At 72.2% G+C, this 15,686-nt stretch carries 18 protein-coding genes; 8 read left to right on the top strand and 10 right to left on the bottom strand.

From position 1 onward, the window contains the following. Nucleotides 1-4: 4 nt before the first annotated feature. The 5 genes from Ade02nite_RS50505 to Ade02nite_RS42250 all read right to left on the bottom strand — a co-directional run bounded on the left by Ade02nite_RS50505 (nt 5) and on the right by Ade02nite_RS42250 (nt 4,892). Nucleotides 5-1,435 (bottom strand): FUSC family protein, encoded by a 1,431-nt coding sequence (locus Ade02nite_RS50505; protein ID WP_203776378.1) that lies wholly within the window; start codon nt 1,433-1,435, stop codon nt 5-7. Nucleotides 1,436-1,626: 191 nt separating this feature from the next. Further along, nucleotides 1,627-1,947, bottom strand: coding sequence for a hypothetical protein (locus Ade02nite_RS42265; protein WP_203776376.1), 321 nt, complete (start codon nt 1,945-1,947; stop codon nt 1,627-1,629). Then, the gene (locus tag Ade02nite_RS42260) at nt 1,944-2,291 is read right to left on the bottom strand and encodes a hypothetical protein (RefSeq protein ID WP_203776374.1); all 348 of its coding nucleotides are present in this window, start codon (nt 2,289-2,291) and stop codon (nt 1,944-1,946) included. Before Ade02nite_RS42260 ends, Ade02nite_RS42265 begins: the two co-directional genes overlap by 4 nt. Further along, nucleotides 2,278-2,604 carry a hypothetical protein gene (locus tag Ade02nite_RS42255; protein WP_203776372.1) on the bottom strand — a complete coding sequence of 109 codons (327 nt, stop codon included), beginning with the start codon at nt 2,602-2,604 and terminating at the stop codon, nt 2,278-2,280. Before Ade02nite_RS42255 ends, Ade02nite_RS42260 begins: the two co-directional genes overlap by 14 nt. Nucleotides 2,605-2,711: 107 nt before the next feature. After that, nucleotides 2,712-4,892, bottom strand: coding sequence for a S1 family peptidase (locus Ade02nite_RS42250; protein ID WP_203776370.1), 2,181 nt, complete (start codon nt 4,890-4,892; stop codon nt 2,712-2,714). Between the two features lie 229 nt (nt 4,893-5,121). Here Ade02nite_RS42250 and Ade02nite_RS42245 point away from each other — a divergent pair, with 229 nt between their 5' ends. Together Ade02nite_RS42245 and Ade02nite_RS42240 are read left to right on the top strand one after the other, a co-directional pair. After that, on the top strand, nt 5,122-5,757 hold the full coding sequence (locus Ade02nite_RS42245; protein WP_203776368.1) for a hypothetical protein: 636 nt from the start codon (nt 5,122-5,124) through the stop codon (nt 5,755-5,757). Nucleotides 5,758-5,772: 15 nt separating this feature from the next. Next, nucleotides 5,773-6,366: a dihydrofolate reductase family protein gene (locus Ade02nite_RS42240; protein WP_203776366.1), complete on the top strand. Its 594-nt coding sequence runs from the start codon at nt 5,773-5,775 to the stop codon at nt 6,364-6,366. An 86-nt stretch (nt 6,367-6,452) separates the two neighbouring features. Here Ade02nite_RS42240 and Ade02nite_RS42235 read toward each other — a convergent pair whose 3' ends face one another. After that, nucleotides 6,453-7,031: a TetR/AcrR family transcriptional regulator gene (locus Ade02nite_RS42235; protein WP_203776364.1), complete on the bottom strand. Its 579-nt coding sequence runs from the start codon at nt 7,029-7,031 to the stop codon at nt 6,453-6,455. A 71-nt stretch (nt 7,032-7,102) separates the two neighbouring features. On the opposite strand from Ade02nite_RS42235, the gene Ade02nite_RS42230 reads away from it, so the two are divergent. The 4 genes from Ade02nite_RS42230 to Ade02nite_RS42215 all read left to right on the top strand — a co-directional run bounded on the left by Ade02nite_RS42230 (nt 7,103) and on the right by Ade02nite_RS42215 (nt 10,981). After that, a complete protein-coding gene (locus Ade02nite_RS42230) occupies nt 7,103-7,885 on the top strand; it encodes an SDR family NAD(P)-dependent oxidoreductase (RefSeq protein WP_203776362.1) in 783 nt (260 codons plus the stop codon). 167 nt (nt 7,886-8,052) lie between these two features. Continuing rightward, the gene (locus tag Ade02nite_RS42225; RefSeq protein WP_203776360.1) at nt 8,053-9,498 is read left to right on the top strand and encodes an SIR2 family protein; all 1,446 of its coding nucleotides are present in this window, start codon (nt 8,053-8,055) and stop codon (nt 9,496-9,498) included. Then, the gene (locus tag Ade02nite_RS42220; protein WP_203776358.1) at nt 9,495-9,953 is read left to right on the top strand and encodes a toll/interleukin-1 receptor domain-containing protein; all 459 of its coding nucleotides are present in this window, start codon (nt 9,495-9,497) and stop codon (nt 9,951-9,953) included. Before Ade02nite_RS42225 ends, Ade02nite_RS42220 begins: the two co-directional genes overlap by 4 nt. Further along, on the top strand, nt 9,950-10,981 hold the full coding sequence (locus Ade02nite_RS42215) for an NAD-dependent epimerase/dehydratase family protein (protein ID WP_203776356.1): 1,032 nt from the start codon (nt 9,950-9,952) through the stop codon (nt 10,979-10,981). The genes Ade02nite_RS42220 and Ade02nite_RS42215 overlap by 4 nt, the downstream gene beginning before the upstream one ends. Nucleotides 10,982-10,991: 10 nt before the next feature. Here Ade02nite_RS42215 and Ade02nite_RS42210 read toward each other — a convergent pair whose 3' ends face one another. Beyond that, nucleotides 10,992-11,432 carry a MerR family transcriptional regulator gene (locus tag Ade02nite_RS42210; protein ID WP_203776354.1) on the bottom strand — a complete coding sequence of 147 codons (441 nt, stop codon included), beginning with the start codon at nt 11,430-11,432 and terminating at the stop codon, nt 10,992-10,994. 115 nt (nt 11,433-11,547) lie between these two features. Here Ade02nite_RS42210 and Ade02nite_RS42205 point away from each other — a divergent pair, with 115 nt between their 5' ends. Continuing rightward, nucleotides 11,548-11,985 (top strand): hypothetical protein, encoded by a 438-nt coding sequence (locus Ade02nite_RS42205; protein ID WP_203776352.1) that lies wholly within the window; start codon nt 11,548-11,550, stop codon nt 11,983-11,985. 1 nt (nt 11,986) lies between these two features. On the opposite strand, the gene Ade02nite_RS42200 is transcribed toward Ade02nite_RS42205, so the two are convergent. Further along, nucleotides 11,987-12,784: an SDR family NAD(P)-dependent oxidoreductase gene (locus tag Ade02nite_RS42200; protein ID WP_203776350.1), complete on the bottom strand. Its 798-nt coding sequence runs from the start codon at nt 12,782-12,784 to the stop codon at nt 11,987-11,989. Between the two features lie 69 nt (nt 12,785-12,853). Between Ade02nite_RS42200 and Ade02nite_RS42195 the strand changes: the two genes are divergently transcribed. After that, entirely contained in the window at nt 12,854-13,450 is a 597-nt protein-coding gene (locus Ade02nite_RS42195) for a TetR/AcrR family transcriptional regulator (RefSeq protein ID WP_203776348.1), read from the top strand. Nucleotides 13,451-13,465: 15 nt separating this feature from the next. On the opposite strand, the gene Ade02nite_RS42190 is transcribed toward Ade02nite_RS42195, so the two are convergent. Together Ade02nite_RS42190 and Ade02nite_RS42185 are read right to left on the bottom strand one after the other, a co-directional pair. Continuing rightward, nucleotides 13,466-14,911 carry a sensor histidine kinase gene (locus tag Ade02nite_RS42190; protein WP_203776346.1) on the bottom strand — a complete coding sequence of 482 codons (1,446 nt, stop codon included), beginning with the start codon at nt 14,909-14,911 and terminating at the stop codon, nt 13,466-13,468. Further along, nucleotides 14,908-15,618: a response regulator transcription factor gene (locus Ade02nite_RS42185; protein ID WP_203776344.1), complete on the bottom strand. Its 711-nt coding sequence runs from the start codon at nt 15,616-15,618 to the stop codon at nt 14,908-14,910. The genes Ade02nite_RS42190 and Ade02nite_RS42185 overlap by 4 nt, the downstream gene beginning before the upstream one ends. Between the last annotated feature and the right edge of the window lie 68 nt (nt 15,619-15,686).

Here is a 15,686-nt window from a genome sequence, read left to right as displayed (position 1 = left end):
CGCGTCACTGGCGGCGAGTCCGCCGGTACGCCCACTTCGACGCGGCCGGAGCCCGCCGTGCGCTGCGCTCCGGCCGCCGGCCCGCCTGGTCCGGCTCCGCCTTCGTGACCACTGCCTTCTCCCAGAAGCTACGCACCACGGGCACGACCTCGGAGACCGCCGGGATGCCCGGGCCCGGTTCCCGCACGCCGACGGTGAGCGCGGGCGCCGACCGTTCCAGCGAGCCGGCCATCCGGTCGATGTCGGTGATGATCGAGCCGGTGAGGACCAGCACGCCGGTGTCGTCGATCTCGGAGCGCACCTTGTGCAACGTCTGCTTTCGCGCCTCCCGCAGGCCGTCGAGCAGGTCCTCCAGGTCGTCGGCGTCCTCGGTGGGGTCGGCGTCCGGGTCGGTCTCGAGGCGGGCGTGCGCGGCGAACGCCTCGGAGGCGGCGGTGAGCAAAGGTCCGATGTCGTCCGGCACGCCCGGACAGTGCGGCGCCGCGGCGGCGTCGAACATCGACCGCGCCACCGAGTTGACCTGCTGCACGCCGTGCTCGAGCACGCGGAACGTGTGGTGCACCGGGGCCACCTCGGTGAGCGGGGTCGTCAGCGACCAGCGGGCCTGCCGGTCCAGGTCCTCCACCGCGTCGACCGCCTCGCCGAGGGTCTCGCCGAGCTCGCGCGACCGCGCCAGCCACTGGGCGGCCTGGTCCCGGCCGTACCCCCGGGCCGCACCGGTCCCGAGGTCACCGAGCAGGCGCGCGATCTCGGTGGACAGGTGCGCCAGCTTGTGGTGAGCCCGTTCCAGCGGCGTCATCCCACCGACGAGCGGCGACAGGATCATGCCGACCACGATGCCCAGCGCCGTCGCACCGACCCGCTCCCAGACAAACGTCTGGGTGACGGCGCTGCCGGCGACCAGCACGCCGAGCGAGGTCGCCGGCACGGCGACGGCGCCGTCACCGAGGCGCAACAGCCGGCCGACGATGAGCCCGCACCCGGCGATGGCCGCGATCGACACCGGGCTCGGGCCGAACACGCCCCAGACGCCCACCGCGAACCCGATGCCGGCGAGGCTGCCGACCAGGCGCTGGGAGCCCTCCCGCACCGAGGCGTGCGAGCTCAGGTGCACCGACAGGATCGCGGAGATGGACGCGGTGACCGCGCCGGTCAGGTGCAGCGTCTCGGCGAGCGCCCACGCGATGCCCGCGGCGATCGCCGCCACCAGGATGGACCGGGCGACGGCCGGATCGACCCGCTCGTACCACCGCGCCGCGACACGGCGCAGCCTCTCGGGAACATGCGGGCCCACCTCGGCGAGCACCGCCCGCCCGGCCGCCTCGACAACCGGCTTGACCTTGCGCCGCAGCACCGCCGTCGCCAGCGCGCAGAGCGCGAGGCTCACGGCAACGACCACGATCGGGTCAGCGGACTCGACGAGCGACTGGGGCAACGCTGCGGCTTCCTCTTCACGAGCGGTCGATCCGGTCGCAAAAAGTATCCTCAGCAGCGAAGTCAAATGTCCCGAATACGGGAATTGTGACAGCCGTCGCGGTCGTCACGCCAGGGCGCCGCCCACGCCGCACGGCGGCCGTCGCGGTCACTGCGCCGGGCGCCGCCCACGCCGCACGGCGGCCGTCGTGGTCACTGCGCCGGGCGCCGCCCACGCCGCACGACAGCGGCGATGAGAAGCGCCGTCCCGGCCACGTTCACGACGGTCAGCAGCAGCGTGCTCACCACCAGGCCGGGCGGCAGGTCGGCGACGCCGGGCAGGCCCCCACCCGCGGGCAGCCCGCCGAAACCGCTCCCCCACGTCTCCCACACCATCGGGGCAAGGTCGGCCACGACCAGCAGGGCGAAACCGGCAACCGCCGGACCCGCCGCCGGCCCCAGCCTTCGCCGCCGCAGCACCGAAGCGACCAGCCCGGCGACCAGAACGATCGAATATGCCGCGCCGAACATCATGCTCCGTCCTCAATCCCGGGCGGCCGCAGAAAGAGAGATCCGGCAAGGGCCGCGATGCCGCACACGGCCGCCACCCCCGTTGCCGTCCCGACCGTCGAGTTCCACCGCAGAAACGCCGGGATCCCGGCACCCTCCTCGGCCATCCGCCACGCGAACAGCAGCCACGCGACATCACCGACCGCGCCGACGGCCAGCAGCCCGATCCCGCACGCCGCCATCCACGCCACCCGCCCCAGATGCCCGCGGCGGCGTGCCACCCACCCGAGGCCGACCACCAGGACGCCTACCCAAACCAGCGTGTCCAGGACAACAAGCGCTTTCACCGAGACCTCACCACCACTCATCACGCGGGAAGTGCGTCGCCCTGACGCACTCGTCGTCGAACGTCAGGAGAAGCCGGTACCGGCCCAGCGCCGCCAGCCGGTCGAACAGCGCATGCGCGAACGGCTCCTCCGGTCCCGTCGTGTGAAATTCCAGGTCGAAGGGATGGGACCGGAACGGCTCGTCCGGCGAACGGTATTCCGTCAGCCAGGCGCGCTCATCCTCTGTGCCGCCGTAATACATCTCGTCGTCCGGCAGAAACTCGAGCGAGTACCCGAGCACGTCCTTCAGCACCTCGGCCACCTCGGACATCGACAGATCCTGATCCTGATCCACGGGTCCCAGCCTGATCGACTTGTCCAACGGCTTGCTCCCGGGTGAGCGCGCGGCCCAGGCGCTGGTGCGCCTGGGCCGCGAGGTGAACGTTCAGCGTGCAGTGTCGATCATGATAGATACGGCTGGGCGGACAGCGCGATCTGATTCCAGCCCGCCGTGTCCACCGGGTCGTTCGGGAACGCCTTGATGTCGGTGCCCGAGCCGTTCGCCGGGTCGGTGTCCTTGAAGCGCAGCAGGGCGCCCGCGCTGGTGCGGACGTAGTACTCGCCGTTGCCGGGCGACACCAGCGACTCGTACGTCCAGCCGGAGGCGGCCAGGACGTGCGCCGGGGACCACTGGCCCTCGCGGCTGATCGGGTAGCTGAGCAGCCGGCCGTCGGTGGTGCTGCCGAGCAGGTAGCCCAGCGTGGGCGCGGCCATGGTGTTCTGGCTGAAGCCCGTGCCGACCTGCACGTTGTCGGTGATGTCGGCCTGGACCGGCTTGGGCTTGCCGACCCGGTAGCGCCGCAGGGTGCTGCCGGCGATGCCGTACAGCGTGTCGTTGCCGTCGAAGCTGAGCAGGCGGTGCGTCCAGCCGTCGCCGATGTCGAGCGGCGTGCCGTACAGCAGCGGCTTGGTCGCGATGATGTCCACCCGGTAGAGGTTGCCGGCCGTGTCGGTGACCAGCAGGGTGTTGTAGTTCAGGGTCGCCAGGGTGCGCGGCGTGAACGGCAGCGTCTGCGCCGAGACGACGGTCGGCCCGTCCCGGTCGCCGGTCACCGAGTCGATAGCGGTGTAGGTGAGGCGCCGGTCGGCGGTGAGCCCGAAGATCGAGGTGTCCACCCGGCTCTGCGGGTTCGCGGCGAACGGCACCGCGGCGAGGATCGGCGTGGCCCAGCCCGCGGTGTCCACCGGATCGTTCGGGTAGGACACCAGGCCGGCGCCGTTCAGGTCGTTCGGCGTCGGGTCGGAGAACCGCGACAGACCACCCGAGGCCGTACGCCCGTAGTACAGCCCTCGGCCGGGCGAGACCACGGCGTTGAACCCGGCCCACACGGTGCTGGTGGTCAGCGTCGCGGACGTCCAGGTGCCCAGGCGCGGGATGCGGTAGGCGCGCACGGCGCCGGTGGTGGCCGAGCCGATCACGTAGTCGGGGCCGGTGGCGGCCAGGTTCTGGATCGACCCGAGCCCGTCCGCGATGACCAGGTTGTTGTTGATGATCTGCGCAGCGCCGGGCTTGGCCGACGTGACGGTGTAGCGGCGCATGAAGTCGCCGGCGATGCCGAAGAGCGTGCCGTCGCCGTCGTAGCTGAGCAGCCGGTGCGACCAGCCGCTGGTGAACACCGGCACCGGGGCGGCGAAGGTCAGCGCCGGGTTGTTGCCGGTGATGTCGATCCGGTAGAGCGCGGCCTGGTCGGAGGTGACCAGCAGCGTGTTCTGGTTGAGCGCGGCCATCGCCCGCGGCGTGAAGCCCAGCGTGGCGGTGGAGGTGACCGTCGTGAGCCGGTCACCGGAGGCCGAGTCGATGACCGAGAAGGTCAGCCGGCCGTCCGGCAGGGCGCCGTAGATCTGCACGTCCGCGACGGTGGTCTGACGGATCCAGCCGGCCAGCGCGTCGGCCCGGGTCTCCACCGCTGTCGCGTCGGTGCCGGTCGCGCCCAGGCATCCGCCGCCCGCGGAGGTGTGGTGCAGGCCCACGAGCTCCGGGCCGGTGGACGTCTCGCGCAGCGCCGGGCCGCCCGCGTCGCCCTTGCAGATCACGCCGTCGCCGGCCGGGCTGATCGCCACGGTGCCGGCCTGCACGTCGCCGACCGTGAAGTCGGCCGCGTGCAGCCGGTCCGGCACCCACGTCGTGCGGGTCCGGCCGTAGCCGGCCGCCCGCAGCGTCTCGCCGGCGACGGGTGCGGTGCCGGCGACCCGGACCGGCGTGATCCCGGTCGCCGGGGTGGCCAGCCGGGCCAGCACCACGTCCCGGTCGGGATGCGGCACCAGCCACACCACCGGGGCGACGTGCCCGCCCGAGCCGGCCAGGTCGGTGCGGCCCACGGTGACCGTGGTGTCGCGGGCCGGCGCGCCCAGCTGGATCGGCTCCGGGCCGAAGCAGCCGCGCGCGGTGATCACCCACTGCGGGGCGACCAGGGCGCCGCTGCACGCCTGGGCGTCCGGCTGCGTGCCGACCGTGACCTTGGCCGCGAACGCGTACGTGCCGTCCGGCACCTCGTCGCCGTCGACCGCCTGGGCCGAGCCGGCCGCCAGGACGGTCACGACGACGGCCGTCGTGGCCAGCGTCAAGCCACGTAAGAACCTCATGCGAATCTCCCCCGTGCTCATCGGCGGTGCACAGCGCCTTCACCTTCGGACACACCACTGTGGACATTCGGCTCGGTGGCGGGCCCTTCACGGAAGTGCCGGCCTGGAGATGCCACACGGAGGCCGAGGATCAGCGTGCAGATCACGCCTCGACGTGCACTCACCCTATACATTGATCTCGATCTCGGCTGCCCCGCTCGGACGGCCGGCCCGATCGTGGAGGAACCCCGTGACCTTCCTGTGGGACGAGGCCGAGGAAGCCCCGCCCAAGCCCCGCGTGACGCTGCGGAGCCGCCGCGGCCTGCTCCAGGCGGCCCTCAGCGGCGCCGGCTGGCTGCTCGTGATCCCGCTCCTCCGGTTCACCCAGCGGCCGCCGCTCCTCGGGTCGTGGCTGAGCCTGCCGCTCTGGGTGGCCGGGTTCCTGCTCGCCGCGGCGGTGTCGACCATCGCCATCGTGGTCGCCTGCGCGCGCCGGTCCTGGGGAGTCGCCCTGGCGAGCCTGCTCCTGGCCGCCATCGGCGTCGTCGCCGACACCCGGCTCAACTCGCAAGTCGACTACGTCGACTACCAGTACCGCGAACATCGCACCGAGCTGGCCGCGCTCGCCGGGGACTACCGCGCCGGCCGCCTGGACGGCAGGCTCACCCTGCCGCCCGGCCTGCGCTCGCTGTCCCCGTCCGGATACGCGTACGCCGCTCCCACCGCGCTCTTCATCCAGATGTGGCAGAACGCGCGAGCCGAGTCGGGCACCGGCCTCGCGTACTTCACCACCCCGCCCACCGCACGGACAACGATCAACACCGCCGACGGAGACACCGGCCACCCCCAGCGCAAGGTGGGTGACGGCTGGTGGTGGATCGCCTAGGTCATGATGTCCACCATGCGCACCTTGACGTACTACGTCGCCACGACCCTCGACGGGTTCATCGCGGGCCGCGACGGCGGAGACCCCTCCGGACCGGACGGGTTCTTCACCGTCACCCCGGACTATCTCGAGCACATGATCGCGGCCTACCCCGAGACCCTGCCGGTGCACGCGCGGCAGGCGCTCGGTGTCACCGCGCCGGGCACGCGCTTCGACACCGTGCTCGAGGGCCGGCGCTCGTACCAGGTCGGGCTGGACGCGGGGGTGACCAACGCGTACCCCCATCTGCGGCACCTGGTCTTCTCACGCACGCTCGGCCGTGGCGCGGACCCGTCCGTGGAGATCGTCGACGGTGACCCGGTGGCCACCGTCCGGCGGCTCAAGGAGGAGGACGGCAAGGGCATCTGGCTCGTCGGCGGTGCCGAGCTGGCCGGCGCCCTCTACCCGGAGATCGACGAGCTGATCCTCAAGGTCAACCCGGTCACGATCGGCGCGGGCATCCCGCTGTTCGGCACGAAGGCGCAGGCCGGCGTGCGCCGGTTCACGCTGACCGACAGCACCGTCCTGGCGCAGGGCACGGCGTTCCTCACGTACACGAGAAACGCCTGACGACACGCACGTGACGGCCGGCACCGGCGTCGCGGGCGGGGCCCGGCAACCGTCGTGGATCTCGCGGCACACACCGGGGGCCGCCGTCAGCGCGACGGCGGCTCGACCACCACGGCGAGCATGCGGGTGACCCGCGCGACCAGCGACTCGGGGTCGGCGTCGCGCAGCCCGGGGGTGCCGATGAGCCGCCGCATGAGCCAGGTGCCGGCGAGCAGCGCGAGCCCCAGCTCGGCGCGCTCCCCGGCCTGCGGGCCGGTCAGGGCCGCGGCGAACCGGGCGCCGACGTGCTTCTGGATGCCGGCCCGGATGATCTCGGCGGCTCGGGGGTTGGCCGCCGACTTGAGCATCAGCTCGAACGGGCCCAGATGGTCCGCCTGGGGACCGGTGCGCTCGACCAGGGCACGGGCCGTCTGCTCCGCCAGCGCGGCCGGATCCGCGGGCACCATGGTCGCCGGGGCGAACGACACGTCCACGACCTCGGTGAACAGGCCCTCCTTGGAGCCGAAGTAGCGGTTCACGAGCATCGCCGTCACGCCGGCCTCGGCAGCGATCTCCCGCACCCCCACGCCGTCGTAGCCGTGCCGGGTGAAGGCCACGACGGCCGAGTCGAGGATGGCCTGCCGGGTGGCGGCCGCGTTGCGGGGCCGGGGTGTGCTGCGCGTCATGACCGACAAGTCTACAGGTGATAACTTCGTCGCCGTAGTCTACGTCTGTAGACAAAGTGAGGGAGCCAACCATGGATCTACAGCTCACCGGCCGCCGCGCCCTGGTCACCGGATCGACCTCGGGCCTCGGGGAGGCCACCGCCCGGCTGCTCGCCGCCGAGGGCGCGTCCGTCGTCATCCACGGCCGCGACGCCGGCCGTGCCCGGGCGGTCGCCGACTCCATCGGCCCGAACGCGTCCGTCGCGATCGGTGACCTCGGCACGGACGCCGGCGCCGACGAGGTGGCCGCCGCCGCCGGCGACATCGACATCCTGGTCAACAACGCGGGCGCGTACGAGCACCTGCCGTGGGCCGCCGCGACCGCGGATATCTGGCAGCACACCTACAACATCAACGTCGTCTCCGGCGTACGGATGATCCAGCGTCTCGTGCCCGCCATGCGCGAGAAGGACTACGGCCGGGTCATCACGATCGGCGGCGGCCTGAGCATGCAGCCGTTCGACAACCACCCGCACTACAACGCCTCGCTCGCGGCCCGGCACAACCTCGCCGTCTCGCTCGCCCGCGACCTGGCCGGCACCAAAGTCACCTCGAACGTCGTGGCGCCCGGCGCGATCCTGGTCCCCGCCGTGCGCGACTTCCTGGTCAAGCTCTCCCCCGAGCGCGGCTGGGGCGACACCTGGGAAGAGATCGAATACAACTCGGTACGCGAGATCGTCCCGAACGACCGCGTCCGCTACGGCCGCCCCGAGGAGATCGCCGGCGCCGTCGCCTACCTGTGCGGCCCCTACGCCGAATACATCAGCGGCGCCACCATCCGCGTCGACGGCGGCACCGTGCGCGGCGCCTTCTGACCCGCCCCCAGCCGGCCCGCCCGGCCGTCGAGGCAGAAGCCGGGCGGGCCTCACCCCGGGAGGCCAGGCGCGCTCAGCCGGGCAGTCATTTCACGATGAGCTGCGCTGTGGGAGATTAGCCCGGCAGACCGCGCAGGACTTGAGCGACCAGGCTGGGGAAAGACAACATGACCGTTGTTGACGGACCGGAGATGCGGACCTTCCTCGACCTCTACCTCAAGGCCCTCGTCAGCGGGCAGGCCTGCGTTTTCGCCGGGGCCGGGCTTTCGGTTCCCGCCGGCTATGTGGACTGGCGGGCGCTGCTCAAACCGCTGGCCGAGGATGTCGGGCTCGATGTGGCCAAGGAGCACGACCTGATCCGGGTCAGTCAATACGCCATCAACAGTGCCGGTGGCCGCGCCCGGGTCAATCAGCGCATCATCGGCGAGTTCAGCCGGACGGCTCGCCGGGTGCCCAGTCATGACATTCTCGCCCGGCTGCCGATCGCCACGTACTGGACCACCAACTTCGACACCCTTCTCGAGGAGGCGCTGCGCGCGGCCGGGCGGCGCCCCGCCGTCGTGCACGCGCAGGAGCAGCTGACCAGCAGGGAAGACGACGCGGACGCGACGGTCTACAAGATGCACGGCGACAAGAGCCGCCCGGACCAGTGCGTGCTCAGCATGGACGATTTCGAGCAGTTCGCGGAGACGCGGGGGCAATTCCTCGAATTGTTGCGCGGTTCCATGGCCGAGCAGACGTTCCTCTTTCTCGGATACAGCCTGACCGACCCGAACATCGACCTGGTCCTCGCCCACCTGCGCAGCCGTTTCGGGCGCGACCGGCGCGAGCACTTCTGGCTCACCAAGCGCGTCACCCGGGAGGATCACGACTCCGACGAGGAGTTCCACTACGAGCGGGGGCGGGAGTCGCTGCGCATTCAGGACCTCAAGCGGTACGGGATCCAGACCGTGCTGATGGATTCCTACGCCGATCTGGAGACGATCCTGCGGCGGATCCAGTTGCTGTACCGCCGGCGCTTCGTCTTCATCTCCGGCGCCGCGCACGACTACGACCCGCTGGGCCAGGACAGCCTGGAGACCCTGTCGCGCAAGCTGGGCGAGAGGCTGATTCATGAGGGGTACGGACTGATCAGCGGCGGCGGGGTGAGCATCGGGACCGCCGCCGTGCTCGGTGCCGCCTCGCAGTCGGCCCGCACCACCGGAGCGGCCCGGTCCCGGCTCCGGGTCACCGCGTTCGACCAGAACATCGAGGACGCGGCCGTCCGCAACGCGGTCTACGAGCAGTACCGCAAGTCCATGCTCAGTGAGGCCGGGTTCGCCGTCTTCATCGCCGGCAACAAGCTTCAGGGCACGGAGACGCGACCCGCGGGAGGCATCCGCAACGAGTACGAGATCGGCCGCGATCTCGGCGTGCTGCCCATTCCCATCGGTGCCACCGGGCACATGGCCCGGACCCTGTGGGACAAAGTGCGTGATGACCCGATCGCGGTGTACGGCGACGACCGCGCCACCACCCTGCTGGATCGCCTGGCTCCGGGGCGGACCGACGTCGCGGACATGCTCGACGCCATCTTCGAGATCATCTACCGGTACGACGGCCGCCGGCGTTGACCAGCCCCGCGCTCTTCCTGTCCCACGCGCGAGCGGACGCCGATCTCGTGCCCGACGTCCGCCGGGCGGCGTATCGAACCGGCTTCCGGATGTCGATGGAACCGGGCACTCCGGGGACGGGAGACGCAACGGACGCCTTGGCCGGCCTGATCGGCGAGTGCGCCGTCTTCGCCGTGTTGCTGACCAGCCGGTCGGTCCACCGCCCGTGGGTGCGCTGGGAGCTCAGCCACGCCCTCCGGCTCGGCAAACGCATCGCTCCGATCGCCGGCGAGCAGGACCTCCTGCTGCCCCCGCCGTTCGACCGTCTCCCCCGCGTCACGCACCTGCCGCTTCGCCCGATGGGCACGCTGGCCACCCGGTTGGCGCGGCTTCACCCCGCTGCCGCGTACGGCGGAGGTGGCGGGCGTCACCCTTGCCCTCAAGCGCTTCAGGGCGCGAACACTCGGGTGTCATGACGAACGAGAACACCACTGTCCTGGTCACCGGCGCCACCGGCCATCTCGGCGGCCATTCCGTAGCGCGCCTGCTCGGCGAGGGTTACCGCGTCCGCGTGACGATCAGGCACCCGGACCAGGAGCGGGAGGTCGTCGCCCGGGTCCGCCGGGCCGGCGCCGAGCCGGACGGCCGCCTGCACTTCCTGATCGCGGAGCTGACCTCGGACGGCAACTGGGACAGGGCCGCCGCCGGCGTCCGCTACGTGTGGCATCACGCCTCGCCGTTCCCGTTCACGCCGCCGCGCGACGACGACGAGGTGATCGTGCCGGCCCGTGACGGCGCGCTGCGGGTGCTGGCCGCGGCGAGGGCGGCGGGCGTCGAGCGCGTCGTGATGACCTCGTCGTACGCCGCCGTCGGCTACACCGTCAAACCGGACAGCCGGTACGACGAGTCGGACTGGACGGACCCGGCCGGCGACATCCCCGCCTACATCCGGTCGAAGACGGTGGCGGAGCGCGCCGCCTGGGACTACGTCCACGACCACGGCGGACCGGAGCTGGCGGTGGTGAACCCGACCGGCATCTTCGGGCCGCTGCTCGGCGACCGGCTGTCCGCCTCGACCGGCCTGGTGAAGGCGTTCCTCGACGGGTCCATGCCGGTCGTGCCGCGCATGTACTTCGGGGTCGTGGACGTGCGCGACGTCGTGGACCTGCACCTGCGCGCGATGACCGGCCCGGGCGCCGCGGGACGGCGTTTCATCGGCGTCGGCGGCCCGGCGATCAGCTTCTTCGAGATGGGCCAGATCCTGGCCCGGCACCTGCCGGCCTTCGCCGCACGGGTGCCCGCCACCGAGCTGACCGACGAGCAGGTACGGGAGGCGGCCCGCACCGAGCCGACACTGCGTGAGGCGGCCGCGCTGCGCGGGCAGATCCCGGTGATCAGCAACGAACGGGCCCGCCGGGTGCTCGGCTGGCGGCCGCGCGACGTCGCCACGACCATCGCCGACACCGCGGACAGCCTGCTGCGGCTCGGCATCGTACGACCCTGATCCGGGCCGGTCAGAACGCCCGCGCGGTCTTCTCGACGCGGGCGACGACGTCGGCCTCGGTTTCCCGGTCGCGCCGGCTCCGGGCGTCCCACAGCTGCGCCTTGAGGGTGAGATATTCGTGGCGCACCCGGAGCCGGTCGATCTCGGCGGCGAGCTCGCCGGCCTGATCGGCGAAGAGCTGCCGCAGGTCGCCGGCCGCCTCGTCGCCGCGAGCCAGCAGCCGCACGTACCGGCGCAGGCCCTCCACGGTCATCCCCGACGACCGCAGACAGGCCAGCGCCTCCACCCGGTCGGCCGTGGCCGGGCCGTACCGGCGGTGGCCGTTCGCCCGGTCACGCTCGACGGCACCGAGCAGGCCGATCCTCTCGTAGTAGCGCAGCGTCGCCTCGCTGAAGCCGCTGCGACGCGACATCTCGTGGATGGTGAGCGGCCTCGCTCCGGTCGGCGTCATCGGCGGCCTCCCTTTCCTCGGCATGATCCACTCGTACACCGGCAAGACAAGGCGAGGCCCGGGGGCGTGACAGTCTCCGGTGTCACGATTTCGGGCGGTGGACGGTCCTCACGGCATGACTCCTGTGAGAACGTGGCTGCGCACGGGCCTGCTGATCCTGGCGGGGCTGCAGACGATCGCCTCGGTGTGGCAGTACGTCTTCCCGAGGGCGTTCTACGACCACTTCCCGACGGTGAAGCTGGATCCGCCGTACAACGAGCACCTGGTGTCCGACGTCGGCGGACTGGGGCTCGCGCTGACGGCGATGCTGTACTTCGCCGCCGTGGTGCTGGAGCACAAGGTCGTGATGTCGGCGCTGATCGGCTATGTGATCTATGCGAGCACGCATTTCCTCTTCCACGTCACCCACTTCGGCAACTTCTCGCTGGCCGAGGCGCTGGGAGTGGGCACGGGGCTCGGTGTCGAGGTCGTGCTCGCTGTCCTGCTCCTCTACGTCACGTGGGCCACGCGGGGAGCAGAGACGAAGGCACCGGCAGCGCCGCCTCGGGGCTGAGTCAGCGTGGCTGGTGCGCGACCAGGTTGGCGGCGGCCTCGCCGAGCATGCGCCCGTTGATCCGGACGGACATCGCGCGCGGTGTCAGCCGGGCCGCCGCTCGCATCCGGCGGTCCGGCACGATGGTCGGCTTGTTGTTCAGCAGGGCCCGGACGGTCTGGTCGACGGCCTTGCCCGCCGGTATCGGCTTGATCGGCAGCCGTGCCCGGTCCAGTCCGAAGCGGTCGATGATCGGGGTGTCCACGTTGCCGGGCAGCATGACGGTGACCTTGACACCGGACGCCGCCAGCTCGTGGTGCAGCGCTTCGCCGAGATTCAGCACGTACGCCTTCGAAGCGCTCTCGTGTGCCATGTTGGGCAGTCCGTGCACGGCGCCGAGCGCCGCGACCAGCACCATGGCGCCGCCGCCGCGGGACACGAAGCGCCGGCCGAAGCCGTACGCCAGGTCGAGGTGGGTGATCGTGTTGAGGGTGAGCCGCCGGCGCAGGTCGTCGGGCGGCTGATCGAGGAACCGGCCGGGCCGGCCGTCACCGGCATTGGACACCAGCATGCCGACGTCGAGGCCGGCGGTGGCCTCGATCAGCTCGCCGGCGGCGCCGGGCAGGCTGAGGTCGACCGGCACGATCCTGTGCTCGACCCCGGGCAGCTGCCGGCCGACAGCCCGCAGCCGATCGGCCGACCGCGCGGCGAGCACGACATTGAGGCCGTCGGCCGCGCAGCGCCGGGCGAACGCCTCGCCGATCCCGGACGAGGCGCCGGTGATCACGGCCCAGTCTCCGTACGCGGAGAGCACGCCCATGACATCCTCCAGTAAGTTAGTTGGATAACTTACTTCCTGACGGTAACAGGGCGGTAGGCTCTAAGTAAGATGACTGACTCACAAAACAGCGAGGCGCGCCGGCCCGGCAAACGCGAGCGGCTGGTCTCGAGCGCCGCCGACCTGATGCACCGCCGCGGCGTGAGCGCGACCAGCCTGGCCGACGTCGCCCACCGGGCGGACGTGCCGCCGGGCAACGTCTACTACTACTTCAAGACCAAGGACGAGCTCGTCCGGGCGGTTCTCGCCGCGCAGACGCTCCAGGTCACCGCGATGACCGAGGAGCTCGGGGCGCTGCCCGGGCCGGTCGAGCGGCTCAAGGCGCTGACCTCGCGATGGGACGAGATGCGCGACGTCGTCGCCCGGTACGGCTGCCCGTTCGGCAGCCTGGCCAGTGAGCTCGACCGCCGCGACGACGGTCTCGACCGTGACGCCGCCGGGCCGATGCGCCGGCTCCTCGACTGGGCCGCCGGACAGTTCCGGGAGCTCGGCTGCGAAGACCCCGACGACCTCGCCACGGCCCTGCTGGCCGGGATCCAGGGCGGCGCCCTGCTCGCCGCGACCCTGCGCGAGCCTCATCTGATGACCGCACAGGTCGGCCGCCTGCACGCCTGGATCGACACCGTGGGCACGCCCGCGCAGCGATAGCGGGCGGCCGCGGCCTCAGCCGGGCGGGCCGCTGAGAACGGGAAGCGTCAGGCGGAAGCGGGCGCCCGCGCCGACGGCGGTCCTCAGGTCGACGTCGCCGCCGTGGGCACGGGCGAGCGATCGGGCGATGGCGAGGCCCAGGCCGGCGTTCGCGCCGGCGGTGCGGGTGCGCGACCTGTCCGTGCGGTAGAAGCGGTCGAAGACCCGGCCGGCCTGCTCCGCCGTCATTCCCGGGCCGCTGTCCTCGACCTCCAGCACCGCCCGGCCGTCCACTGTGCCGACGCCGACGCGGACCGCGGTGCCGGGTGGGGTGTGCGCGATCGCGTTGCCGACGAGGTTGGTGACCACCTGCCGCAGGCGGGCCTCGTCCGCGTCGACCGGCGCCGGGCCGGGCGGGCCGTCGCCGTCCGGGCCGGTGAGCGAGACCGGGCGGGACGGGTCCAGCGCGCGCAGGTCGTGCCGGGCATCGGTGGCCAGCGTGCGCAGGTCCATCGGTCCCCGGTCGAGCCGGCCCTCGGGGGCGTCGTCGAGCTGGGCCAGCAGCAGCAGGTCCTCGGTGAGCGCGGTGAGCCGGGCCGCCTCGCCGCCGATGCGGCGCATCGCCTCGTCGGCGTCGGCCGGCGCGGTCAGGGCGCCCATCCGGTGCAGGTCCGCCGAGCCCTTGATGACGAACAGCGGCGTCCTCAGCTCGTGGCTGACGTCCGACACGAAGGTCCGCATCCGCGCCTCCGAGGCAGCCCGGTCGGCGAAGGCCGTCTCGAGCTGGCCCAGCATCGTGTTGAGGGAGCCGGCGAGGTGCCCGATCTCGGTGCCGGGCGCCGCGATGCGCGGCACGCGTGAGGACAGGTCGCCGGCGGCGATCGCGGCGGCCGTACGCTCGATCGTGCGCAACGGCCGCAACCCGCGGCCGAGCGCGAGCCAGCCCAGCCCGGTCAGCAGGACGAGCAGCACGCCCCCGCTGGCCAGGCTGGTCGTGCGCAGCTGGGCGACGGTGGCGTCGGCCTCGGCCATCGGCGCTGCGGCGATCACGGTGGCGTTGCCCGGCGCGGTCCGCGCGGCCACCGCCCGCCAGCGTCCCGAGTCGTCGGCGGCGTGGAGGAAGACCCCCTTGCCGTCGGTGGGGATCGCGCGGAGCTCCTCGGCCGGCGGCAGGCCGGCCCGGTCCTGGCGGGACGAGAGGATCCCCTCGGCGATCGCGCCGTTCGCGTCCAGATAGACCAGATAGGGCGCGCCGATCAGGTCGAGGGCGGGGTCGAGCAGCCCGGTGTCGGCGGCGGGCCGCGCCGGTCGCGGCCCGTCCGGCGGCACCCGCGAGAGCAGCGACGTGAGGGAGCCGAGCTGGGTGTCGAGGCGGTCGAGCTGGTAGTGCTCCAAACGGTCGGAGACGACCGTGCCGACCAGGCCCAGCCCGGCCAGCAGCAGCGCGGTGGTGATCAGCAGCAGCCGTACGCGCAGGCTCATCGCCGCGGCTCGCGCAGGACGTAGCCGACACCGTGGACGGTCTGGATGAGCCGGGGCTCCGCCGTGTCGACCTTTCTGCGCAGGTACGAGATGTAGGTGTCCACGATGCTGGCGTCGCCGCCGAAGTCGAAGTGCCACACCCGGTCGAGGATCTGCGCCTTGGTCACCACCCGGCCGGCGTTCTCCATGAGGTAGCGCAGCAGCCGGAACTCGGTCGGCGAGACGCGCACCGGCACCCCGTCGCGGGTCACCTGGTGCCCGTCCGCGTCGAGCGCCAGCGCGCCGACCGTCAGCAGGCCGGCGTGGTGGCCGGAGGTGCGGCGCAGGATGGCCCGGATGCGGGCGATCAGCTCCTCGAGGTCGAACGGCTTGGTCACGTAGTCGTCGGCGCCGAGCGACAACCCGGTCACCTTGTCGGCCTGCCCGTCGCGGGCGGTCAGGAACAGCACCGGGACCGGGCCGGCGCGCCCCTGGGTGCGCTGCTCGCGCAGGCGCCGGACCACCTCGAAGCCGTCCATGTCCGGCAGGCCGACGTCGAGCAGCACGAGGTCGGGCGGCTCGCCGGTGGCCGACGCGATCGCCTCGGCGGCGGTGCCCGCCGAGGCGACCCGAAAGCCCGCGAACCGCAGCGTCGCGGAGAGCAGTTCCCGTACGGTGGCCTCGTCGTCCACCACCAGCAGCCGTTCGGCGTCGTCCCGGGGCGTCATGACCGCCAGCCTACGAAGCCCCGGCGACGGAACGCGCCGTCCCCGGACGTCATGGCCGCCCGCCCCCG

Source organism: Paractinoplanes deccanensis, from assembly GCF_016862115.1.
GTDB lineage: Bacteria > Actinomycetota > Actinomycetes > Mycobacteriales > Micromonosporaceae > Actinoplanes > Actinoplanes deccanensis.
The sequence above is the reverse complement of the archived record's forward strand: the minus strand, read 5'-3'. Positions and strand labels throughout refer to the sequence as shown.